We start from the raw sequence: 23,947 nt of genomic DNA, 5'->3' as shown, positions 1-23,947 counted from the left end.
CAACCATTATTTTTATAGAAAATAAAAAAACCTCTTCTTAGAATGCCGTTTTCTAAGAAGAGGCCTAAATTACATTACACGAATTGTATGGTAAGCTTCATGGATAGCATCCATAATTTTTCGGGAAGCTACGGCATCCCCCACCACGGTCACATCTACATAATCTTCAATGGCTGCTTCCAGTTGATTGACTGGATTATAACCAGCAGCAATAATCACAGTGTCTGCAGGAATTTGTTTTTCCTTTCCATCCTGTGTGATTATCACAGCAGCTTCAGTAATTTTCTGTACTGCTGCACTTGTTGTTAACATTATTCTCGCAAACCTGTAGTGAACTACTCGCCACTGAGCTAAACCGATTGGTTCTTCACGCTTGAAGTGGGAGCTTCTTGGGAACAGAGCTTACTTACTTGCAGTTGTCTTTGCTTGCAGCGGTTGCTCTTTTTTACCAAGCTATCCCCGTAGTTCCTACGGTTATTGATTTGATTATGCAAAGGCTCGCATACGCAGCCCTTCGTTTAGAATGTTGATACTGGCATTGATGTCTCGATCATGGTGGGCATGACAAATCGGGCAGGTCCACTCTCGAATCTGAAGTGGTTTCTTACCATCCTTGTGTCCGCATTCGGAACAAAGTTGACTAGATGGATACCACCTGGCTACCTGAATCATTTCTCGTCCATACCAGTCGGCTTTGTACTGGAGTTTCGTCACAAAGCTAGACCAGGAAACATCCGAGATACTTTTGGCCAATTTATGATTACGCAATAGATCCTTCGTAGGTAAGTCTTCGAGACAGATCACATCGTGGTTTTTGATGAGTTCAGTACTTAACTTATTTAGAAAGTCGTTGCGTTGGCTTTTGACTTTTTCGTGCAATCTTGCCACTTTGCGTTTTAGTTTTTGGTAGTTCTTGGCTTCACTTAGCTTTTTTCCCGCTTTCTTAGCTTGTAAAGCCCGACGAGAAAGCTTCCGCTGTTCACGGATTAACTTCCGTTCCATTTCTGCGGTAAAGTGTTGGTTGTCAATCTTTTGTCCGTCTGAAAGAATGGCAAAGTCTTTAATCCCCAGATCGATGCCAATAACCGAATTCGTTTTAGGAAGCTTTTGTATATCTTCTTTGCACAACAAAGAAAGGTAGTAGTTGCCGCTTGCATGACGAGAGATTGTTGCGGATCGAATCTCTCCTTTTGGTTGGCGATGGCGTTTAATACGGACAAGGGATTTTAGCTTGGGTAGTTTGATGTATTTGTTATCCACTAGAGAAATGGTGCCGTTTTGATTGTTGGTGGTATAGCTTTGAACCGGACTGCTTTTGCTTTTGAATTTAGGGAAACCGACACGGTTATCGCGAAAAAAGTTGTTGTAAGCCTTGTTTAAATTAAACTGGGCATTCGCTAAGGCAAGACTATCCACTTCTTTCAAATAAGGATAGTCGTTCTTGTATTTCGCTGGGGTAGGCCTTTTCATTTTTTTGGAAGGATCATTCTTCATTGACGCATAAGCCTTCATCCGCTCATCCAGCATCAAGTTGTAGACTTTTCGAACACAACCAAAAGTCTTGGCAAAGAAGACGACTTGTTCTTCTGTTGGATAGATGCGGTACTTGTACGCTTTTAGTTGTTCCATGGGATCCACCCCTTTGTTAGTTCCGAGAACACGAACACGTGTTCTCTAGGTGATTATATCATGCGGAAAATCGCGTAGCAATAGCTTTTTGTCGTTTTTTAGTTGCACCGTCTCCTAAACAAAAAAAGGCATTCATCAACCACCTATAGAGGCTGGGCGACTTCTGCCTGAAATTCTGTTAAAAATGGCAGCTTTAATCGAGAGCAGCAGGTTATCAGTGCCTTAGAAGCTATGTTTGATGTTGATCCTGCTTACTCAGTTCAGTCAATTCGGCGAACATTAAGCTGCAAGGATTTTGAATAAAAAAAGCTTGAACCAATTGTCATGACCTTTTTCAGGTTGCTGCAATCGATTCAAGCTTTTTTATTTATAAGTGTTGCTTCTTTACTCTCGGATGATTATCCAGCACTGACTTGCTCAATTGAATTAGTCAGAGAATAAACCAGCTTGCCCGTTTCTGCTATGCCCTTATCCTGCAGACTTTTAACGATCTTAGAACCAACGACTACGCCATCGCAACAGTTGTTAAAGCGTTCCACGTGACTGCGATCTGAGACGCCAAAGCCAGCCAAAACAGGAATCTTACTTTCCTTCGTGATTAAAGCCAGATGTTCATCCAGATTGTCGCGATAATTCTTACCGGTTCCTGTTGTTCCGTTAATGGTTACCGCGTAAACAAATCCTTCTGCTTCTTCTAATAAGGTGCGAATACGTTCCTGAGGACTGGTCAACGAGATCAATGTGAGCAACGCTAGGTCCGCTTCGTCAAAAGTCGGCAACACCAAGTCACGATGTTCATAGGGCAAATCGGGGATGATAAATCCTTTGACATCCGTATTTTCCAAATCCTTGACTAAATTTTCTAAGCCATAATGGAAGAAGGAATTACTATAGCCCATGAAAATTAACGGGACTGGTGAATCAAATTGCTGCAGCAGCGCAATAATTTTTTTCAAGGTAACTTTATTGGCTAAAGCTCGCAACCCGGCTTCCTGAATAATTGGACCATCTGCTACTGGATCAGAAAAAGGCACACCAATTTCAATGGCTGTCGCACCATTTTTCGCCAGCATCTTGATTTCATCCGGCAAAGACTCCAATCCTTGAGCGCCGGCCATAATATAGGGAACAAATAATTTTTGTTTTTCGGCTTTTTTACTTAAATAAGTGGTCAAAGTTTTCATTTCGCTGCCTCCATCCGATCCTTGATTTGCTGAACATCTTTATCTCCCCGGCCTGATAGGCAAAGAACAATGCTTTGATCTTTTTCCATTTGAGGAGCCAGCTTCATAACATGAGCAATCGCATGGGAGCTTTCCAAAGCAGGGATAATCCCTTCTACACGAGACAATAGATGGAAAGCCTCAACTGCTTCTTCGTCATCAATCGTGACATATTCAGCTCGTTTTATACTTGATAAATAAGAATGTTCTGGTCCAACTCCTGGATAATCCAAGCCAGCTGAAATGGAATAAGCCTCAATGACTTGTCCATCATCATCTTGCAGCAAATGCATCCGGGCACCGTGCAATACACCAATGTCGCCTTGGGTAATCGGTGCTGCATGCTCATCGGTGTGAACACCTTTTCCAGCAGCCTCTACTCCGATTAATCGAACCCCTTCATCCTCAACAAACGGATAAAACAATCCCATGGCGTTACTGCCGCCACCAACACAAGCAAGTGCTACATCTGGTAATTTTTCTTCTGCCTCCAAAATCTGACGGCGAGCTTCGTTACCAATCACACTTTGATAATCCCGCACAATTTCGGGAAAAGGATGCGGTCCTAAGACAGATCCCATTACATAATGGGTATCTTCTACATTCGCAACCCAATACCTCAGTGCCTCGTTCACAGCATCTTTCAAGGTTTTACTGCCAGAGACTACACTTTCTACCTTTGCGCCTAACAGCTCCATCCGGAAGACATTTAATTCCTGACGCTTAACATCGACTTCTCCCATAAAAACGATACACTCCATGCCGAACAAAGCAGCCGCAGTTGCGGTAGCCACTCCATGCTGGCCAGCACCTGTTTCAGCAACGATTTTATTTTTGCCCATGCGTTTTGCTAATAATACTTGACCAATGGCATTGTTGATTTTGTGGGCCCCAGTATGGTTCAAATCTTCTCGTTTTAAATAAATCTTAGCGCCGCCTAGTTTTTCAGTTAGACGTTCAGCGAAATACAAGGGATTCTCTCTTCCTACGTATTGAGTTAAATAATAAGCCAATTCCTTTTGAAATTCCGGATCGGTTTTAGAGCTTTCGTAGGTTTCGGTTAATTCCTGCACGGCATACATTAAGGTTTCTGGGACAAATTGTCCGCCGAAATCCCCATAAAATCCTTTAGTGGTTGGTTGCTGATACATGTGTTTCCTCCTTCACTGCTTGGCAAAAGGCAGTTATCTTTTTATGATCTTTTTTCCCATTGGTTTCGACGCCGCTAGAGACATCGACAGCCAGCGGTTGAAAATACTGAATAGCCGCTGCAACATTTTCTGGGGTTAAACCGCCAGCGATGAAGAGTGTTTCTTGCGGCAGCTCATCTGGATTAACTGCCTGCCAATCAAAAACCTCACCGTTGCCACCCATATATTTTGCGGGCGGGGCATCCAATAATAAATATGCTTCAATTCCTGTTTGCGGCAAAGCCTCCGACTTGCGAATGCTAACTGCTCGGATGATCGGAACACTAACCGCTTCTGTTAAGGGTTCACCATGGATTTGCACCAAATCCAAGCCTGCTGCTTGAATGGTTTTCTCCACCTCGTCTCGACTCGGAGAAACGAAAACACCGACTTTTTTTATCGCTGCTGGGACGTTAGCTGTAATTTTTTTAACCTGCTCTGCTGTTACCTGTCGCGGACTTTTAGCAAAAACAAACCCTAAATAATCAGCGCCACCTTGTACGGCTGTTTCTACCGCTTCCGTTGTCGACAAGCCGCAAATTTTTATGTGGGTCATGTTCGCTTCACTCGCAATTCCTGAATTTTTTCGGCAATATTTTCTGAACGCATTAATGTTTCTCCCACTAAAACAGCTTGATAATCTTTGGCAATCCGCTGAACATCCTCACCAGTTTTAAATCCAGATTCGCTAATGTAGATTCGGTCAGTTGACGGTTGAGCCAAGGCCTCACTTGTAGCAATCGTCACGTCAAAGGTGGTCAGATCACGATTGTTTACACCAATAATTTGAGCATCGATCCGATGAGCGGTGTTTAGCTCCTCTTGGTTATGCGTTTCTACCAATACTTCCAAGCCGAGGGTTTTAGCTGCTTGATAAAGCTCCGACAAGCGTTCCTCGGTTAAAGCTGCTACGATTAGCAAGACGATGCTCGCCCCGGCGTTTTTTGCACGAACTAATTGTCTTTCGTCAATAATAAAATCCTTGCATAAAATCGGCAGCTTCACCACTTGAGCAACCTCTTTCAAATCTTCAATCGTTCCTTTGAAAAAGACTTCATCTGTCAGTACTGAAATAGCACTGACTCCTCCTGCTTCATATGACTTGGCTTGTTCTAAAATATCCACATCGGTTTTGATATCTCCTTTTGAAGGAGAGGCTCGTTTGATTTCACCGATTAGATGCACGGTTTCTGGTGCTTCCTTCACTGTTTGGTAAAAGGATGGCCGTTTCGTTGTTGTTTGCACTTGCTGTTCCGACAGCTGCGCTACCTCTTCAGCCTTTTTTTCTAAAATAGTTGCTAGAAAATCCATTAAGCCACCGCCTTTTGTTCTTGTGCCAATTTTTGTAAGCAATCCATAGCTGCTCCAGAGGCAAGAGATTGCTTAGCTTCTGCAATTCCAGCTTCCAGCGTTGCTACTTTACCGCTGGCTAAAAAGCCTAAGCCGGCATTTAATAAAATTGTGTCATGGTAAACAGAGGATTCATCCCGCAATACCGATAACAAAATATCGCGGTTTTGCAACGCTTCCCCACCGACGATGGCCTCTAATGGTGCTCGCTTAAACCCGTATTCTTCCGGTGTAAAGGAGAAGCTGGAAACTTTGCCGTCTTGATAAATCGCACAGTTGGTTGTACCAGCTAAATTCGCTTCGTCCATACCGTGAGCGCCGTGAACGACGATGGCTTTCTTTCGGCCCATTCTGCCTAAGGTTTCTGCAGTTTCCATCAATGAATCGCCAGCGAAGGTTCCCATCAATTGATTATCCAGGCGGTAAGGATTAATAATTGGTCCAATTAAATTGAAAATGGTTGGTGTTGCCAGCTCTCTACGAATTCCCATCACATATTTCATAGCTGGATGCATGGCTGGTGAGAATAAGAAAGCTATTCCTACTTCTCGCAATAAATAGTCGATTTTTTCTGGCGATACAGTCAAATTAATGCCTAAGGTTTCTAATACATCAGCACTACCTGAACGGCTGGAAATACTGCGATTGCCATGCTTCGCCATTGGAATGCCGCCGCCAGCTAAAACGAAAGCGGCCGTGGTACTAATGTTAAAGCTGTTGCAGTGATCGCCACCTGTCCCGCAATTGTCCATCACACCTTTTGGAGGAGTCAGCATTTTTTCTGCTTTGCCTTGCATGATTGTAGCCAAACCGGTCAATTCTTCAGAAGTTACACCTTTTAGCTTTAGAGCAATCAGCAAAGCACTAATTTGCGTATCGCTTAAATTACCTTCAAAAATATTGGTTGAAATACTTGTCATTTCTTCCGTAGTTAAATGCTGGCCTTGATAAACCTTTTCAAATAATTTTTGCATGCTTTTTCCCTACTTCCTTTATAAATTGATCAATCAGCTGTTGACCCTTTTCAGTTCCAATCGATTCTGGATGAAATTGCAGCCCGTAAACGGGATATTTTTTATGTTGTAAAGCCATGATGCAATCGTCGCATTCTGCAACGATTTCTAATGCCTCTGGGAAATTTTCTTTTGCGACAATCAAAGAATGATAGCGCATGACCTCCAGCGGGGTTTGAATCTCTTTGAAACACCCCTTAGCTTTAAAAAAGATCGTTGATCGTTTGCCGTGCATAATTTGAGGTGCGGCTACTACTTTCCCGCCGAAAACTTCACCGATTGCCTGATGACCTAAGCAAATACCAAGAATCGGTTTGTCCCGATAAAAGCGGCGAATCACTTCTTCCATTAATCCCGCATCAGCTGGTTTACCTGGTCCCGGCGAAAGAACAATTCCATCAGCCTCTTCTGCCAGCTGGAACAAATCTGCTGCATCATTTCGGACAACTACCAAATCATCGTCAAATTGGTGAACCAAGTTATACGTAAACGAATCATAATTATCAATTAATAAGATCATTTTCCTACCTCCAGTAATGCATTGGCTTTTTGCAGTGTCTCCATATATTCACTCGTCGGGTCGGAATCATAGACGACTCCGCCGCCAGCCTGAACATAAGCTTTTTTGTCCTTAACAACCATCGTGCGAATCGCAATGGCAAAGTCGGCTTGGTTGTCACAAGATAGATACCCAACCGCTCCAGCATAGATGGAACGCTTAACAGGCTCCCATTCATAAATTCGAGTCATCGCTCGAATTTTTGGTGCGCCGCTGACTGTTCCAGCAGGTAACGTAGATTTCAACGCGTCCATCGCTGTTTTGTCTGAGCGCAGTTTTCCTTCGACTAAAGACACGATGTGCATCACGAAACGATACCGCTCAATCGTCATAAATAGTGGAACATGGACACTGCCAATTTCAGCTACCCGGCCGATATCGTTGCGACCAAGATCAATCAGCATTTGATGCTCGGCTATTTCTTTTTCGTCATTAATCAATTCTTCGGCTAAATGATCGTCTTCGCTGTCGTTTAATCCTCGTCGACGTGTCCCTGCAATCGGATTGGTTGTAACCGTGTCCCCCTTAACTCGTACCAAACTTTCAGGCGAACTGCCGATTACGGTAACATCTGGAAATGGCAGATAATAGAGATAGGCTGAAGGGTTGGTTACCCGCAAGTGACGGTAATAATGAAACGGATCAACAGGAAAATCTGCTGATAAGCGCTGCGAAGGAACCACCTGAAACAAATCGCCTTCACGAATATATTGTTTAGCCTTTTCCACTACTGCTTCATATTCTGCTTGGGTAAAATTGCTGGTAAAGCTTAGCTTGATCGGTTCTAACGGAGCATTCTCACTTTCTTTAAGGGTAAAGATTTCTTCCTCAATTTTGTTAATTCGCTGCTGCAGCTGAGCTTCCCCACACTGACTGTATAGATCACTCGCAACAATATTCAATGTTTGCTTTTGGTGATCATAAATTACAAAGGTTTCAAACAAGTAAAACTGCATATCCGGCAGCTCCAACGCATCCGCTGGAATCTGACCTAAATCTTCATAAAGGGCCGCAATATCGTAACCAACATAACCAATTGCTCCACCTTCAAAGGGCAGCCCCTCGATTCGCTCTTCTTTTAGCACATATTTCTCTAATTCCTTCAACGGATCGGTGCAGGTATATCGGGTTTGATCGATTTGAAATTCCTCCGCCTGAAACTGGATATGATGGACCGGATTAAAAGCTAACAGAGAGTACCGGTTGCTTTCAGAATCTCTCGGAATACTTTCTAACAAACACTTTGACTCCCCGCTCAAGCGGAAGTATAAAGACACTGGCGTTAAACAATCAGCACTTAATTTTTTTACAATCTTCATTTTTTCATCCCTTTCAAAAGAAAAAAGCCCCCAAGCTGAACACAATCATCCAGCTTGAGGGCGCAATTTGCACGGTACCACCTCAACATATGCTTAAAAAAGCATGTCTCTCTCGAATGTCCAACAACATTCTTCCTCTATAACGGGAGTTCCCGTCATCCCCTACTCTTGTTCAAGGATGCTCCAACAAGCCCATTCATTTGGTGAAAAGCGCTTCATTCTCATCGGCGGAAGCTTTCTGTATCTTTTCGTTTTCCAAATTACTTCTCTTGTTTCTGATTTTTATTCATAAAAAAAGCCCCCAAGTCAGACGAATGTCCAACTTGAGGGCGGTTAATCCACGGTGCCACCTCAATATATGCTTAAAAAGCATCTCTCTATCAGCTGTCTAACAACAGCCTTTCTCTGTAACGGGAGTTCCCGGAGATTCCTACTGAGCTTCAAAATCTCGGTTCAAAAGTCCATTCGCATCATTTTCCTTACTGATTCACAGCACCATCAGCTCTCTGAAAAGAGAAAATCATGTTACTACTCTTTTGTCTAACCTGTATTTTTTTAAAATAATACGCTTGTTTATTAAAAGAGTCAACACTTTTATGAAAAAAAGTTTAGATTTTTTTAATGTAGGCGCTCAGGCATCATGCTTTCTAAAAAGCCCCAGACACCATTACTGATCTTCAATTCATCACAATCAAAGCGTGAAAGCTCCTGACGAATCAACTCTTCTTGCCCATTGACCGCCTTCGGCAACCAGTTCGGGTCCATCAACAAAGCTTTACCTATAGCTACGCCATCAGCTTTAGCCAAGATTTCTTCCGCGTCTTGACCCGTTCGTACATCCCCGACACCGATCAACGGCAAACGTCCAGCAAGCTTTTCATAAACATAAGCCATCATTGATTTCTCTTGATAATCCTCACTAGCTGAACGCTTATCTGCTTGATTTAAGGAAATGTGCAGATAATCCAACGGCATATCTGCTAAATGATCTACTAAATACAAAGTATCTTCAAAACGAATTCCCGGTGTTTCATATTCTTCCGGAGAAAAACGATAACCAACGATAAATCCATCAGCTCCGGATTCATCCACTACAGCAGTCACTGCTTTCACCAATTCTTCTACAAAATGGAATCTTTTTTCTAGACTGCCACCCCATTCATCCTCACGTCTATTAGAATGTGGAGAGAAGAATTGTTGAATTAAATAGGTGTTAGCTCCATGCAACTCTACCCCATCAAAGCCAGCAGCAATTGCTCGTTTGGTAGCGGCGGCGAAATTACTGATTAATGCTACCACTTCTTCACTTTCCATCGCGCGCGGCACTTCAGCATTTGGCCGTTCAGCTGCCACCGCACTAGCAGAAACCGGTTGGACTCCTCGTAAAACCTGACTATTTGTCATACGACCGCCGTGAAAAATTTGAAGAATAGCCTTGGTACCATTACGTTTTATGCCTGACGCCAGCTTAGCCAATCCCGGAATGAATTTATCATCGTAAACGCCCAGTTCACCTTCCCATCCCTTGCCGTCTTCCTGGACATTGGCTGCACCAGTAATAACTGCTCCAATTTCACCAGCTCGCATACTATAATACTCAATTTCATCTTGGGTAACGACGCCATCATAAAAACTCATTTTAGTAGTCATTGGGGCCATAAACACGCGATTCTTCAAAACTAAGCCGCGTTTGAATGTCAACGGTTCGATTAATTTAGTCATTGCTTCCACTCCTTTTTCTTTTAAGAATAGCACACAACAGAAAAAGAAGGGTGAAAAAAGCAACCCTGTGATCGATTCACAGGATTGCTTTGATAAGCTAATTCTTCAATAAAATATTCGGATCTAACGTGCCGCTTTCATTCTTCAAAGAGAAAGTATTCAGCCGTTCGTTAAAATCGATAATGACCTCATTTCCTAAAAAGACTTTTTCTTCATCGGAAATATATACTTTAAAACGATCACTGTCCAATACCTCTTGAAACTGGCCTGTTGGACCTTCAGTAGGGATAATCTGGAATTTATCTCCGACGGTACAAGAGCCGCCAACGGTTGAGAATTGATTGGACCCGTCGTTCAGTGCCAAAATAAATTCTTCATTGGAACCAAGTTTACCTGCTAAAGCTTTTGCTGCTTGATCGCGAACGATTAATTTCATTACTATCTCCTCCTCTTCTAGAAGTATACCCCGTAGAAAAAAGAGACGAAACTAATCTGCTCAACAGCCTATTGCAAAACCCAGCGCTCTAAAGCTTCTTTTACACCGTCTTCCTGGTTAGAAGCTACTTCAAATTTAGCAGCAGCCTTAACCTCTGGTGTGGCATTGCCCATGGCTACTGAGACACCTGCGAATTTAAGCATGGATATATCATTCTCTGCATCACCAATGGCCATAACCTCTTCTTGCTCGATGCCTAAATGAGCAGCTAATTCTCGAACTGCAGAACCTTTGCTGGCATCTTTATTTAAGATTTCTAAATAGTAAGGCGAGCTGGTTACCAAGGTGTATTCTTCAAATAGGTGCTGAGGAATTTTCTTGATTGATGCCTCCAAAATTTCTGGTTCATCAATCATCATTAACTTAACTGGTGTTACCTCATTTGCAATTTCTTCTGGTGTCCGGTACTTCAACGGAAGATTCACCATATGCGCTTCATTTACTGAATAGCGGCTAATATCACGGTTTGAAGTATAGATTGCATCACGACTAACTGTATGAATGTGGACCCCAATTTTACGTGCCAGCATATCAAAATACAAATAGTCATCTCGCGTTAGGCCATGCTGCAAGACAACGTCCCAAGTGTTGGTGTTTAAGACTAAGCTGCCATTATAAGAAATTACATAATCATCCATTGACAATAAATCTAAATCTGCTAGCTGTTCTAGCGCTCCAGATAAAGGACGCCCCGTACAAATAACGATATACGCACCTGTCTTTCGGGCTTTTTTTACACTCTCAACTACCGCGGGCGATAATTCGCCTCGTTCATTTAATAATGTGCCATCCATGTCAATGGCAACTAATTTTACTGACATAATTTCCTCCTACTATGTATTTAAGGTACTCATTTTTCCTTGAAAAACAGAGCATGCGTTTCGCTACAAGCACTATTTTACTAAACTGTCTTTAGACTTCGAAAAGTAGAGTCAGCTCCTATACTTCCCTTAAAACAAAAAATTCTTCCATTTACCAGTTAACCACAACCATCTCTTGACCGCAAGAATTTATTGCTGATGGAGACAGGTTTACCGTATGTCACAAAATGACCATTAAGCAAGAAAAAAACACCGCCGAAGCAGTGTTTAATCAACATATGAAGTTTCAGTTTTATTTAACCAAGCATAGCCTAGTCCCATGACCAATCCGCCACCGATAAAGTTGCCGATTAGCGTAAAGAACAAGTTGTGCAGGACACTTGCTGCATTCATTCCTTCAATGGTGCCATGAGAAGCAAAGTAAGCCAATGAAAAAGCAGGGAAATTAGCAATAACGTGCTCATAGCCTAAGAAAGCAAAGATAAAGATGATGAAAATAATCGCCATAACTTTACCAGCGTCGTCCTTCATGCGCATGCTGACTAAGACAGCCGTATTTACTACGATGTTAGCAAACATACCTTCAACTAAAATTTGAACAGTCGGTTTAGCTAATTTACTGGCAATTCCCGTAAACATATAATTGCCAGCTTCTAGATGGCTAAACGGTGCCGTCAATGACAATAAATACCCGCAAAGCACACCACCGATTAAATTGAACAAGATACAAGTAAACAATAATTTCGCTGCAAAGCTGACGGAAATCTTTTTGCGATAAACGCCAACCGTCATGTACAACATGTTAGAAGTTCCAAGCTCCGCATTCATAAATAGGATCATTACCAAGGACCAGCTGAACATAAAAGCATAGCTCATTTTTTCCAAACCAGGAATAGCTTCCTGTGTACGGATAGCAATATAAAAAGCAATCGCTGTTCCCAATGCTAAAAACAAACAAGCAAACATGGAACGAACCGCATAACGCGGAAAGCTGTTATCCAACAGTTCTTTTTTCTTTTTAATTGACTTATCTAATTGACTCATTAATGGGAAATATTTCACAACAGTTTGAGATGGCGCATTCGATTTTGAATTTTCCATCGCTTCCTCATCTATTTCCATTGTTAAATTTGACTTCATTTGTTTCCTTCCTTCTCCTAAGTTAAGGGCATAATTGCACTTATCATACATTATTTTCAGTGTGTTTTCAACTTCTTTTTCATTAATCTTTTATCATGATACTCTTTTAACATGTTAATGAACGCGGTATGATTAAGAAAAACGGCTAGGAGGAAGAAAATGACAAAGCAAATTTTAAAAGCAGAAGTAGAATCAGTAGGTGGCTTGCAGCTGAAATGCTCATCCCGTGGATTTGAATTTCTAATTGATGAACCTGAGAACGTAGGTGGTACCAATCAGGCTATGAATCCCTTAGAAGCACTGCTCTGCTCATTAGGCGCCTGCAAAATGATGGTAGCTCGGTTTTTCTATCAAACACATCATATTCAGCTGAAAACCATGAAAGTTGAACTCTTGGGTGAGATTGATTCTGACCGGTTGAAGGGCAAACCAAACGTGAAGGTGGGTTTTTCAAAAATTATTACGAACTATACTATCGAAGCCGATAATTCACAAGCGGAAATTGAGGAGTTTATCAACTTTATTGAACGGACCTGTCCGGTGAAGGATACAATAGTCAATTCGCCAGAAATGGAGACACACCTTTCCTTTCATTCAGCGAGCTGATCTCATGTACAAAAGCCACTTAAGACTATCCTTAAAGGAGGACCCAAATGTTCAACTCGCTTGGAGGAAATTTTTTCATCTTTCCACTTATTCTATTCGCAATCGCACCAGTACTAGTCTTAATTGGCGCACTCAAATCTTTCAAAGGAAAACGAATGATTCAGCTGTTTTTAATTTTGCTTTTTGCAATTTTTGAAATAGCTGTACTGTACATGGTTCTTTTTGTCTTGCTGTTTGGCCGAAACAGCTAAAATGCTCTCGATCATTTCGAGAGCATTTTCTTTATGATTTAAGAAATTCATCGCCAGGAAGCGGCGGCAAGGCACTGCCCTCTTCCAAAAACCATTCCTTCAGCTTTTCTGGAAATAGCAGACCACCAACCCGATCAGGCTTCAAAGTTGAAACGATTGTGTCAGCCTTTCCAGCAGCAATTTTTTCAACAAACTTTGGTTCCAATAGCGATTCACGGCCAATCGCGGCAATGTCCGCAATTTTTAAGGCATCCAGCGCATCATCGGCTGAAAAAATATTTGAAACAATCACAACTGCAGCACGATCACCTACGACTTCTTTAGTCAATTCAGCAAAGGTCTTCTCTTTTCCTGCCGGCTTGTCATTATATTTCGTAAAGAGTGACACGTGAATATAGTCCAGTTCATGCTCAGCAATTTTGTCGATAAGCTGTAATGAGTCCTCCACCGTATATCCCACGGTATCCTCATGGATCTCCTCAGGGGAAAACCGATAACCCACAATAAAATCAGGTTTGGCATATTCCTTCACTACTCGTTTCACTTCTTTTACTACCGCCAGAGGAAAATTCATCCGGCATTCTAAATCATTCCCCAAAAAATCATCTCGCCGATTGGAATACGCTGAAAAGAACTGCTGCAGCAAATAATGATTTGCTCCATGAATCTCTACTCCGTCAAAGCCTGCATCCATCGCTCGTTTCGCAGCTATCCCAAAATCGGAGACAATCTTCTGGATTTCTTCTTCGGTTAACTCGCGAGGAACGTAAGGTAAAAAGGGAAATTCTACCGCACTGGGAGCAACTACCTCTCCAAATCTCTCATAGCTAGATTTTGCTTCCCTGCCTCCATGATACAGTTGAATAATTGCTTTGTTGCCGTCTTTTTTTAGAGCTTCCGCAAGCTTTTTGAGTCCGTCTAGATACTGGTCATCAGAAATTGACAATTGATTATCAAAGCCCTTACCTCTCTCACAAATTGTCGCGGCACCAGTAATAATCATGCCCGCTACATTCGAGCGTTCACTATAAAAATTCAAATCATTTTCTGAAACCGTCCCGTCTGAATTCGATCCCTGTGCAACCATTGGCGCCATGGCAATTCGATAGTTCAATACAGCACCATTAGTTAAGGTAAGCGGTGTCAAAATTTTCTCATATTTTTCGGTCATTTCTATCCCTCTTTCCATTCTTGTTTATCACTAACAAAAGAATTTAATCCTACTTCCACTTGAGGCTTTCCATATAAAAAATTCCAATCAAGCTTCTTTAATTACATGAAATAGACATTTGTAATCACCTTAGTTAGAAGTATACCTTATACTTAAACGACTATTCCAAAAAAACGCTTTCTTAATTCTATTATCTTTGTTTGGATAATAAATGTAAATAGCCATTTGTCATCAAATTAGATACTCCCTTTTCCTGCAAACTTTTTCCCCCCAAAAAAACCTTAGCCTGTAATTCTAGGCTAAGGTTCACTCTCTTTATTGAATTGGTGGTAAAACAGCGATTAAGCTTTTGCTTAGTGCTACATACAATGGTGCAGTTTGAGAACTCGTTTGTTCAATTTTTTCCTTGGAACGCACTGAGCTGGCAGCTAATGCAATCAAGCTGTCGCCTCTAAATAAATTAACAAAGTTTTTAGTTGAAATTGCTTCAGGAATCTTAGTGCTAAAGCCCAAATTGGTAATAAGCTTTGTTTGCAAAGTATCGCTTAGTGAAAAGCTGGTTTTCATTGCAGTAAGCTCTGGGCGCTGATTATCCTTGCTTTTTGCATGATCATATTGGGTTAAATCATAAGCTTCAATAATCGCATTTAACTTTTCAGCATACCGTTTATCAGTTGCATAACGTCCTTGCAAATACTCAGTTGCCTCTTTGTAAGACTCAGTTTCAGATTTCCAAGCTGGTTTGTAAAAATCTGAATTGCCGGAAATACCTTCTTTAATTAGTTTGGCATAATCCTCCAACGATTCCTTATAAGAAGGATATTTGCGGAATTCCGCAGTAATTTGGAAGCTGCTGCCGGCAGCATCCTGTTCCAGCGTACGGAACGCTACACTAGTGCTTTGATATTTTCCTTTAATACCAAATAGATTGTAATTTGGTTCAGCTGCCAAGGCACTATTTCCTGATCCACTTTCCAAAATAGCTTGAGCCAACATGACAGAGGAATAAATCCCATTCTTTTGTCCAATTTCACGAGACCATTCGCCGATTTTTTCGATAAATTGATCAGTGGTTTGGTTCTTATTGAAAACAAATGGTTGATCAGTGCTGTATTGACCAAAGGCATTGGCTAGAGAGCTCGTTGCTTTTGGTAATCCTGCAATATTCACTCGAACAGCAAAGGTTGGAGCAAAGCTGCTGATACTGCCAATTTTTACAACGTCTCCTGGCTGTGGTGCATGAATATACTGACCATTGCCAATATAAATAGCCACGTGAGTCGTCACACTTGTTGGGGCACCCCAAAATAATAAATCTCCAGGCTGTGCATCACTAACAGGAATTTGAGTTCCTGAATACTGCTGATCACCTGTCCAACCACCTATATAGTGACCAGTTGCTGCAGCATAGACAGCATAAGCTAATCCAGAACAATCAAAAGCATTTGGTCCTTTAGCTCCCCATACGTAAGGCTTCCCTAGATGACGATAAGCTTCTTGAACAATGGCGTTTTGTATATCATTCCCGATAGTCGGTGTCGGTTGATCAGATGGTACCCGAATATCACTTGTGCCCGCTTCAGGCTGACGTGCTTCCTCTGCCGGTGCCGGAGCTGGTGCGGCTGAATTATTGCTTGTATTATTATTCGTATTATTTGTCGCTTGTCCGTCTTTAGAAGGCTCACTAGGTTTCTTGTCGTTATTCGTATTTTCAGCTGGCTTTTCTGGCTTAGGTTGCTCTTTGGCAGCAACAATCAGTTGAACCTCTACATCCGCCTCAGGCATTACGAAAGAATCAGCTGCCTTGGCACTGCTCTTAATCACTGCCCCAGTAGTTCGGTTGATGACTTTTACTTCTTTGATGATCGTCTTAGCCGGATCCTTTAACGTTACTGCATATTGAATCACATCTTCTTTTTTAATATCAGAAAAATGGTCAAACTGAATGATATTGCCAGCAGCATCCGTGTAGTCCTGTTCGGTTAATGCATGACCTTCAGCGAATAAGCTGAATGATTTTACTTCTGGTTCAGGTTCTGGCGTTGGCTCAGGTTCAGGTTCTGGAGCAGGCGTTGTTGATTCAACCGTAGACTCCATCGTTTGACTGCTGGATTGAACAGTTGATTCCTGCGTTTCAGCTGCCAACACTTGTTGAGTAGAAAGGACAGTTGGAGCAATCAGCACGCCCAACGTTAATAAACTAGTTAATTTTTTATAGTACAAGACTTTATCCCTCATTTCTGCTTAGAGAATTTTAGAATTCAAACAATTCTAAATGATATTAATATCATAACATGATTTCGATGGCTTGTCTAAAAAAATCCGCATTAAATTCACCTCAATTACTATCATTTTCACTAATCTTTATTACTTTATTTTTCAAAATAAATTTTCTTTTCTTCAAGGGTTTAACCGGCAAAGTTAGCTTTATAATTCTTATTATACAACTAGACTATATGCCTAATGCAAATTTAATGATCAGCTCTTTCTATTTTGTGCATTCTTTTTTTAAATCACAAACTTTTGGTAGAAGGACTACTTTTTTCAGAATCCAAAGCAATAAGTGTTAAGTTTGTTTCGGATTATTTTATTTGCGAAAGCAGCAAGTTTACTAAAGCAGGGAATTTGTTTCGAAAGGGACACTATTCAGCTGTTTTACACAACAAAAAACATGTCATTATGATTGTCCATAACAACATGCTGTGATTGTTCCTCCTATATTACAGAGAATATTGAATAAGATTAGTCATTTTTAACAGAAGTGATTTTTCGCATTAATTTGGCAATTTCCCGTTCGTAATAATGAGCAAACCGCACTTGGTTGCCATTCTCTAGTTTCCATATCTTATTTTCATAGAAATCAACTGAATTGCGTTTTCCGTCCATCAGTTCTTTAGCATAACCCAAAACTAGACGCATAGCTTCTCGCGTTGCTTCATCGCTTTTAAAATAGCCAGGGTAGCTGCGCAAATATTCGTTCAAGTCGCTGTTTTGTGAAATCTTCCAGTCTTCACTGAAATCCTTCAAGGCTGTTAAAACATCCTCATTTTCAACGTCCCATAATAAAATATCTGTTGTCTGCTCATCCATCACTAGTTCCTCCTCAGCATTTGTACACCTTTACATAGTATTATAAAGAAAGATTTGCTTAATGTCCTGTATCAAAAACAAAAATTTATTAAAACCTCAGAAAAGTATCATCCTCTTATTTTAAAGGTAAACTTTAAATATTTAAGGTTTACCTTTATTTGAAATTTTTATCATTTAGGCTCACCTTAAAGCTTTTTTCTGACTTTTATTTGCGATATACTATCATCTAATGCCAAATAAAGGATGAACACTATGCTAACAACTATCATTAACAAAGTAAAACAAACCTTTAAAACCAGTGAGCGAACCGCGGTAGGAATCGTTGCTGGGATTATGGGTCTGCTAACAAATTTGGCACTGTTTCTTGCTAAATTTTTCATTGGTACGCTTTCAGGCAGTGTCTCCATTACTGCTGACGCGATGAACAACCTGTCAGATACTGCCTCCTCCATCATCACTCTAGCAGGCTTTAAAATTGCTGGAAAGCCAGCAGACAAGGATCATCCTTATGGTCACGAGCGCTTCGAATACGTCAGTGGTTTTGTAATTTCGATCTTAGTTACTTATGTAGGAATCCGCTTTTTAGATAGCTCTTTTATGAAGATTCTTCACCCAAGCAGCGTACAGCTCTCATCGATTGTCTACATTGTCCTAATTCTGTCCATTTTGATGAAGGTATGGCAAGGGTTGATGTATCGCAAGCTAGGCGCAACTATTCAATCCAATACTTTGAAGGCCACTGCTCAGGACAGCTTTAACGATGTATATACCACAATCGCTGTACTATTCTCTGCTATTATTGAATGGCTGACCAGTTGGCGAATTGACGGGTACGTTGGATTTCTAATCGCACTCTACATTATTTTTACTGGAATCAAAATGATCAAAGAATTTATCGATGAATTGATGGGTGTCCGTGCCCCAGATGATGAAATCGGTGCTATTCGTGCGCATTTGGATAATTTTCCCGATATTATTGGTTATCATGACCTGCTGATTCACAGCTATGGGCCAAATAGTGTATTTGCTTCTGTGCATATTGAGGTAAATCAGGACTGGAGTTTGCCACATGCCCACGATGTTATCGACACCATCGAACAGGAAGTCAAAACCAATCTTGGAGTTGATCTGGTTTGTCATGTGGATCCTTATCCATTAGATGATCAGGATTTTAAACGAGTCGCTCCAAAATTAAAACAAGTGCTTCGGGAAATTCATCCGCAACTAAGATTACACGATTTACGGATTGACACTAGTGGCGAACCAGAAGTCATTTACTTTGATCTTGTCGTCCCTGAAGAGCTGCGCTTAACCAATGAAGAACTTCAGACACTTATTACTGAAAATTATCTTAAAGAAAATGCTGAAGCAGTTATGTCTATTACCTTTGATCGAACTTACTTGCTATAAAAAAACCGCCAGAAAATTTTTTTGGCGGTTTTACTTGTCTATTAAAATGAACGATACACGTACTGATTCTCTGGCGCAGCAATTGGTTGAATTTGCTCTACCGCTAAGGTTGGCAACTGTCGCTTGAAAGGCTCAAAATAGTCTAGTTCTATTGTGCCTTCTACATGCAGCCATTGATTATTGCTTACCTGAGCATTTTCCGGCAAATGCATCATCAAACCAAAAACGCCAGAATCAGCCACACAATGGATAATCCCGAATCGGAATAGGAAATTGTAGGTTTGATCCTTGGTTGTTTGATAATCAAACCCCTCATAAGAAAGCTTTTTACCGACAAAGGTATTCGGATAATTATAAATCAGCTCCATCACCTCTAAATAATTTTCATCGGTAACCTTTAAAACATCATTTTCCTGATACTTGGCTAACAGCTTGTCCATTTGTTGCTGGTAATCATCTTTATTATAGTAGATACTAGTATCTGGCTTTAGATACTGGGTATTCATTTCTGGATCACCTACAGATTCTTTACTTATTGGAAAACTGAACCCTTTAGCTTCCACAATTGTAGTATCTAAACTGATGGTAGGAAACAACGTGCCTGCAATTAGCGGCAGGCTTAGTAACACATAGGCGATCAATTTTTGTGAAGGTTTAGTTAATCCGTGATCGTGTCCATGGTGGTCATCATGCTTTTTCCCTTCACTTTTATCTACCCACAACTTTAGCTGTACGAGAGCCAAAATTAACGATAAAGCCATTGTTAAGTAAACTAAATATATATAGTGGATATTAATGTATTGGTTCAGCTTACCAGATACCTGCAGATACATCATCCACTCAAAATAGCCCGATAAAATCAAAAAGCGGAACATCGTGATTTCCTCCTATATTAAATACGCGTAACAGGCGACAACTACCGTAATCAACGCCAGCAGCTGCAAAATAAACTTGCCATGAAAAACACGCTTCATCATCATCAAATTCTTGATATCCACCATCGGACCAAATACTAGAAAGGCCACCACTGAATTAACCCCAAATAAGGATAATAAAGACGAACCGACAAAAGCATCTGCTTCCGAGCACAAGGACATGGTGAACGCCAATAGAAGCATGACAAGAATAGAAATCATTTTTGAAGACGTTAGCTGTAATAAGACCTGTGTCGGCAAATAGACCTGCATGCTGGCCGCAATCAAGCCGCCGATAATCAAATAACGGCCTGTATCAAAGAATTCATCAATCGCATGAGTCAAAACAGCAAAGATTCGACTTTCCTTTTTTTGATCATGGGTATGGTGGTGGTGAGCATGAGCTCCCTCCACCAGCTCCTCCTTCATAATCGGCAATTTGTTAAAGTAAGCAATCCACGAACCAATAACTAACGCTACCAGCAAGCTTCCTCCCACCCGCAGCAGTGCAAAACGGGCACTATTACCTAATGCAATAAAGGTCGCAAACAAAACAACTGGGTTAATGATTGGTGCTGTCACCATAAAAGCAAAGGCTGTGTACTCTGGCACACCCTTTTTCATAAATTGCGTAACAATCGGCACGATGCCGCACTCACAGGATGGAAAGAAAAAACCTAAGCCGGAGCCAACCAAAATAGCCAGAAATTTATTTTTAGGTAGTAAACGCTGCACTCGTTCAGCCGTTAAAAATACCTGTAATGCACCAGAAATGATGCAGCCCAGCATTACAAACGGAACAGCCTCCACTACAATGGATAGAAAAATTGTACTCATCTGCAATATTGAATGAGGAATAATTGTCAGCATACCTCAACCTCCTCTTTTTGTCGCTCATTACTATACCCCTACGCAAAAAAAGACACAAGACCTTTTTTAAGGTTTGTCTTGTGTCTTAAGATACTTTTATAGTACAGGATTAAATAACATCCATTATTTTAAAAGAAGTTATTCAACCGCAGCTTGAAAAAACAAAATCATTTTCTAGGGAAAAGAAAAAGCCGCCTTTATTAAGGCAGCTAATAACGCTTATTTTACTGAATCTTTTAATTGTTTGCCGGCTTTGAAAGCTGGTGATTTGCTTGCTGCAATTGTGATTTCTTCGCCTGTTTGAGGGTTGCGGCCTTTACGAGCTGCACGTTCACGTACTTCAAAGTTACCAAAGCCGATTACTTGAACCTTTTCGCCATCTTTCAGTGCTTCTTGAATGCTGTCAAATAAAGTATCTACAGCTGCAGTTGCATCCTTCTTAGTTAATCCAGTCTTCTCTGCTACTTTTTCTACTAAGCTTTGCTTATTCATCATGATATAGCCTCCATCATTCTTTTAATTATTCCAAAGATAATTCTATTCGTTCTTCGTCAGAAAGGCAACTGTTATCTCTCAGTTTAACCAACTTTTTTCGCCAAATTTCCTTTTTATTTACTTAGGAATCTAAAATAAAATAATTATTTCTAAGATTTTTTTAAGCCTTGAGCTTTTTGCTTTCCATCACATGTTTTTCCTTATAATGATTATTATCTATGTTTTTTTAATAACTACTGATTAAGATTGCTGACAAAATCTGATTTTTTTGTCACTTCTATAATTATACTAACTGAAATAAGGGATTGGGAAAATGTATTTACGGGAATTGTTGAAAAGAGAAACGCAACGAAGAATTTACATCGTAGAATTGCTTTATTATGCAGACTCCCCTTTATCTGCTGATTACTTAACAAGTGCCTTAAACTGTTCACTGCCAGCTTTACATAGTGACATCTATGCATTAAACAACGAAGCTTTTCCGTTGAACATTGTTAAGAGTCATGGAGGATATGCGATCCAATTTCATTCTTATGCCTCGATTGATTCTCTATATGCAGAAGTGATTAAAACCTCTCTGGATTTCCAAGTTTTGAAGCAAGTGTTTTTTCAGAAATTTTATAGCATTCAAAAAAACGCCAATTACTTGAAGTGTAGTTTTTCCTCCTTCTATACTAAAGTCACTCAATTCGATTATTTTTTTCTACAATGGGGAATTAGCCTGCGTACTCGTCCGTTAAAAATAGAAGGTAATGAAAAACTCTTGCGTCATTTTTACTACCTGCTTTTCAAGGAGCACCGTCTGGCCTTTCACGAATACGGATTTTCGGATACGCTCCTGCGATTGATTGATCGCTATATCCGAGAGGTGCTAATCATCAATCAAGTGGAAAACACAATGAACACTCATTTTCATCTGATGCACCATTTCCTGATTTGTCTGCATCGACGACGAAGAGGCTACCAGCTAAATTTTAAGCAGACTAATCCTATTGGTTTACAGCTACCGGAAAAGTCGGCACACTCTGAGTTGGCACTACGCATAAAACAAGAATGTCGCATAACCCTTTGTGACGCTCTAATGATTGAAGCACTTTGGCCATTTTTTTCCGGTAATCTCGTCCTAACTGCCCACCAGCAAGCTGTTCTGCAACAAAACAATAGCGCCTTGGCTCATTTTTATTCTCAACATATCAAATTACTAAGCAAACTTAATCAGGCTGTAGGAAACACCTTAACAGAAGAGGAAATTCAACTCGCACTACGACACTTAGGCAATGAGCTATTCATTTATTATCCGAAACAAAGACCGATGCAAATCTTGTCTCAGCAAAGAAAATATAGTCTGCTGCGGCTGAAAAAAATTTATGCCCGTCCTATTAATCAGTTAACTAACCTTATCGAAAGCTTTTTGAAGCATCTCCAGCTGCCCACTTATGAAGAAACGATCGAGACTTACTTATGGAGCTTAATCGTATCAATTGATAATTTGATGGATCGTTTATCTGTTCAAGCAGCTCCCTTAACTGTGCTGCTCTTGTCAGATGCTTCTCCGAATCAAGAGCGTTTTTGGCAGAATGTTTTGAAGAACTGGATTGATGGCCCTTTAGATTGTCATTTCCACAGAGATCCTTGTATCACTCAACAAGAACTGTCCCATTTAACCAAGAATTATGATCTATTGATTACAGATGTTACAATGCCTGAGTTAAAGAGCTTTTGTCCGGTAATTACGATAAACTCTTACCCAACTACAAAAGATTTTGCTATAATCCAACAGTTTATTGACAGTTATGATCCCTCCTGTCCGCAAAATAAAGGAAAAGTTGTCTGATTCTACGCTGCCTGTACAATCGTGATATTGCTAATTGGAATTAGCTACTGTTTAGACTTCGGGCAATTTGTTCACCATGAGTAATATAATCATAAAAACGCCTGTTGAAGGTTTTTTGCTTCTTCAGTTTTGAAGCTTGCGTTTCTCTTTCCTGCACTTTTTAATTGTAAAGTTGAGCTCAACTTTTTTAAAACAAAAAATAGAAAGAAGCAGCGGCATCGTATAAAAACTACGCCACTGCTTCTTGTGATTTATTCACATACAAGCCTTAATTCCGATCTTCTTATTGCTTTTTAATTTCCTTTTCGGCAGCACAGATACGCTGTAATTCTTTTTCCATCGAGCTTTTTTCCTGAGTGAGACTCTTTACCATTCGATCAAATCGTTCTGGTCCATTCTTTTTACGAATCACATTTAACTGAATCAGCGAATAGCTCAACAGTAAAACTGATAATAGACCGACTAATCCAATTTCCAAGCCTTCAGAATAATGCAGAAGTGCGTATATTAGCAGAATGAAGCCAATCACTAAACCTAGAAAGCCTAACTTTGATTGATTTCCAGCACCAAAAAGGATGCGCCGCACCATTGAACCGTCTCTTAGTTCTTCATAACGCGTAATTCTAGCTTCAATAAAACTGATTTGTTCTTTTATAATATCCGGTTGGCTTTTTTCTGACATACTAAGACTCCTTTACTCTTCTTTTATTATCACCAGTTTAAAGGAAATGCGCAATGAAAAACTTTTCATTGAAAGAGAATCTTATTCTTTTATTTTCTCACTTCCCCAAAATCATCCATGCTCTTCTTTTCACAAGCGGTTTAAAATAATAAAAGAATTTTC

Annotated in this window: 24 protein-coding genes and 1 other annotated feature; of the genes, 4 read left to right on the top strand and 20 right to left on the bottom strand. The window is 40.5% G+C overall.

The annotated features are described in order from the left end of the window. Positions 1–69: 69 nt before the first annotated feature. The 13 genes from I588_RS00925 to I588_RS00865 all read right to left on the bottom strand — a co-directional run bounded on the left by I588_RS00925 (position 70) and on the right by I588_RS00865 (position 12,462). Positions 70–312 carry a hypothetical protein gene (locus tag I588_RS00925; protein ID WP_010757048.1) on the bottom strand — a complete coding sequence of 81 codons (243 nt, stop codon included), beginning with the start codon at positions 310–312 and terminating at the stop codon, positions 70–72. 174 nt (positions 313–486) lie between these two features. Continuing rightward, positions 487–1,629, bottom strand: coding sequence for an IS200/IS605 family element RNA-guided endonuclease TnpB (tnpB, locus tag I588_RS00920; protein WP_010757047.1), 1,143 nt, complete (start codon positions 1,627–1,629; stop codon positions 487–489). 398 nt (positions 1,630–2,027) lie between these two features. Next, complete coding sequence (trpA, locus tag I588_RS00915; protein ID WP_010757046.1) at positions 2,028–2,813, bottom strand: tryptophan synthase subunit alpha; 786 nt, start codon at positions 2,811–2,813, stop codon at positions 2,028–2,030. Next, on the bottom strand, positions 2,810–4,003 hold the full coding sequence (gene trpB, locus I588_RS00910) for a tryptophan synthase subunit beta (RefSeq protein ID WP_010757045.1): 1,194 nt from the start codon (positions 4,001–4,003) through the stop codon (positions 2,810–2,812). The genes trpA and trpB overlap by 4 nt, the downstream gene beginning before the upstream one ends. Beyond that, positions 3,981–4,598 (bottom strand): phosphoribosylanthranilate isomerase, encoded by a 618-nt coding sequence (locus I588_RS00905; protein WP_010757044.1) that lies wholly within the window; start codon positions 4,596–4,598, stop codon positions 3,981–3,983. The genes trpB and I588_RS00905 overlap by 23 nt, the downstream gene beginning before the upstream one ends. Beyond that, positions 4,595–5,353: an indole-3-glycerol phosphate synthase TrpC gene (trpC, locus tag I588_RS00900; protein WP_010757043.1), complete on the bottom strand. Its 759-nt coding sequence runs from the start codon at positions 5,351–5,353 to the stop codon at positions 4,595–4,597. The genes I588_RS00905 and trpC overlap by 4 nt, the downstream gene beginning before the upstream one ends. Beyond that, entirely contained in the window at positions 5,353–6,366 is a 1,014-nt protein-coding gene (gene trpD / locus I588_RS00895) for an anthranilate phosphoribosyltransferase (protein WP_010757042.1), read from the bottom strand. The genes trpC and trpD overlap by 1 nt, the downstream gene beginning before the upstream one ends. Beyond that, on the bottom strand, positions 6,350–6,925 hold the full coding sequence (locus tag I588_RS00890) for an anthranilate synthase component II (RefSeq protein WP_010757041.1): 576 nt from the start codon (positions 6,923–6,925) through the stop codon (positions 6,350–6,352). The genes trpD and I588_RS00890 overlap by 17 nt, the downstream gene beginning before the upstream one ends. Continuing rightward, positions 6,922–8,283, bottom strand: coding sequence for an anthranilate synthase component I (trpE, locus tag I588_RS00885; protein ID WP_010757040.1), 1,362 nt, complete (start codon positions 8,281–8,283; stop codon positions 6,922–6,924). The genes I588_RS00890 and trpE overlap by 4 nt, the downstream gene beginning before the upstream one ends. A gap of 322 nt (positions 8,284–8,605) precedes the next feature. After that, positions 8,606–8,834, bottom strand: a binding site (T-box leader). 67 nt (positions 8,835–8,901) lie between these two features. Next, on the bottom strand, positions 8,902–10,005 hold the full coding sequence (locus I588_RS00880; RefSeq protein ID WP_010757039.1) for an NADH-dependent flavin oxidoreductase: 1,104 nt from the start codon (positions 10,003–10,005) through the stop codon (positions 8,902–8,904). 97 nt (positions 10,006–10,102) lie between these two features. Continuing rightward, complete coding sequence (locus I588_RS00875) at positions 10,103–10,441, bottom strand: iron-sulfur cluster biosynthesis family protein (RefSeq protein WP_010757038.1); 339 nt, start codon at positions 10,439–10,441, stop codon at positions 10,103–10,105. A gap of 68 nt (positions 10,442–10,509) precedes the next feature. Further along, a complete protein-coding gene (yidA, locus tag I588_RS00870; RefSeq protein WP_010757037.1) occupies positions 10,510–11,322 on the bottom strand; it encodes a sugar-phosphatase in 813 nt (270 codons plus the stop codon). A gap of 267 nt (positions 11,323–11,589) precedes the next feature. Further along, positions 11,590–12,462, bottom strand: coding sequence for a formate/nitrite transporter family protein (locus I588_RS00865; protein WP_010757036.1), 873 nt, complete (start codon positions 12,460–12,462; stop codon positions 11,590–11,592). A gap of 159 nt (positions 12,463–12,621) precedes the next feature. Between I588_RS00865 and I588_RS00860 the strand changes: the two genes are divergently transcribed. Beyond that, positions 12,622–13,068 (top strand): OsmC family protein, encoded by a 447-nt coding sequence (locus tag I588_RS00860; RefSeq protein ID WP_010757035.1) that lies wholly within the window; start codon positions 12,622–12,624, stop codon positions 13,066–13,068. Between the two features lie 47 nt (positions 13,069–13,115). Next, a complete protein-coding gene (locus tag I588_RS00855; protein ID WP_010757034.1) occupies positions 13,116–13,319 on the top strand; it encodes a hypothetical protein in 204 nt (67 codons plus the stop codon). A 31-nt stretch (positions 13,320–13,350) separates the two neighbouring features. On the opposite strand, the gene I588_RS00850 is transcribed toward I588_RS00855, so the two are convergent. From I588_RS00850 to I588_RS00840, 3 genes are all read right to left on the bottom strand, one after another. Next, complete coding sequence (locus tag I588_RS00850; protein WP_010757033.1) at positions 13,351–14,490, bottom strand: NADH-dependent flavin oxidoreductase; 1,140 nt, start codon at positions 14,488–14,490, stop codon at positions 13,351–13,353. Between the two features lie 315 nt (positions 14,491–14,805). Further along, entirely contained in the window at positions 14,806–16,713 is a 1,908-nt protein-coding gene (locus tag I588_RS00845) for a glucosaminidase domain-containing protein (RefSeq protein WP_010757032.1), read from the bottom strand. A gap of 519 nt (positions 16,714–17,232) precedes the next feature. Continuing rightward, positions 17,233–17,580 (bottom strand): hypothetical protein, encoded by a 348-nt coding sequence (locus I588_RS00840; protein ID WP_010757031.1) that lies wholly within the window; start codon positions 17,578–17,580, stop codon positions 17,233–17,235. Positions 17,581–17,832: 252 nt separating this feature from the next. Between I588_RS00840 and I588_RS00835 the strand changes: the two genes are divergently transcribed. Then, positions 17,833–18,990 carry a cation diffusion facilitator family transporter gene (locus I588_RS00835; protein WP_010757030.1) on the top strand — a complete coding sequence of 386 codons (1,158 nt, stop codon included), beginning with the start codon at positions 17,833–17,835 and terminating at the stop codon, positions 18,988–18,990. Between the two features lie 41 nt (positions 18,991–19,031). Here the strand turns inward: I588_RS00835 and I588_RS00830 are convergent, their stop codons facing one another. From I588_RS00830 to I588_RS00820, 3 genes are all read right to left on the bottom strand, one after another. After that, positions 19,032–19,865 carry a TIGR03943 family putative permease subunit gene (locus tag I588_RS00830; protein WP_010757029.1) on the bottom strand — a complete coding sequence of 278 codons (834 nt, stop codon included), beginning with the start codon at positions 19,863–19,865 and terminating at the stop codon, positions 19,032–19,034. A 12-nt stretch (positions 19,866–19,877) separates the two neighbouring features. Further along, positions 19,878–20,774: a permease gene (locus tag I588_RS00825; RefSeq protein ID WP_010757028.1), complete on the bottom strand. Its 897-nt coding sequence runs from the start codon at positions 20,772–20,774 to the stop codon at positions 19,878–19,880. A 219-nt stretch (positions 20,775–20,993) separates the two neighbouring features. Continuing rightward, on the bottom strand, positions 20,994–21,269 hold the full coding sequence (locus I588_RS00820) for an HU family DNA-binding protein (protein ID WP_010757027.1): 276 nt from the start codon (positions 21,267–21,269) through the stop codon (positions 20,994–20,996). Positions 21,270–21,582: 313 nt separating this feature from the next. On the opposite strand from I588_RS00820, the gene I588_RS00815 reads away from it, so the two are divergent. After that, positions 21,583–23,103, top strand: coding sequence for an AcpB/EbpR/MafR family transcriptional regulator (locus I588_RS00815; RefSeq protein ID WP_010757026.1), 1,521 nt, complete (start codon positions 21,583–21,585; stop codon positions 23,101–23,103). A 283-nt stretch (positions 23,104–23,386) separates the two neighbouring features. Here I588_RS00815 and I588_RS00810 read toward each other — a convergent pair whose 3' ends face one another. After that, positions 23,387–23,785 (bottom strand): hypothetical protein, encoded by a 399-nt coding sequence (locus I588_RS00810; RefSeq protein WP_010757025.1) that lies wholly within the window; start codon positions 23,783–23,785, stop codon positions 23,387–23,389. Positions 23,786–23,947 lie beyond the last annotated feature (162 nt).

The sequence above is a fragment of the Enterococcus pallens ATCC BAA-351 genome (assembly GCF_000407485.1).
In the GTDB taxonomy this organism is placed as follows: domain Bacteria; phylum Bacillota; class Bacilli; order Lactobacillales; family Enterococcaceae; genus Enterococcus_A; species Enterococcus_A pallens.
The sequence above is the reverse complement of the archived record's forward strand: the minus strand, read 5'-3'. Positions and strand labels throughout refer to the sequence as shown.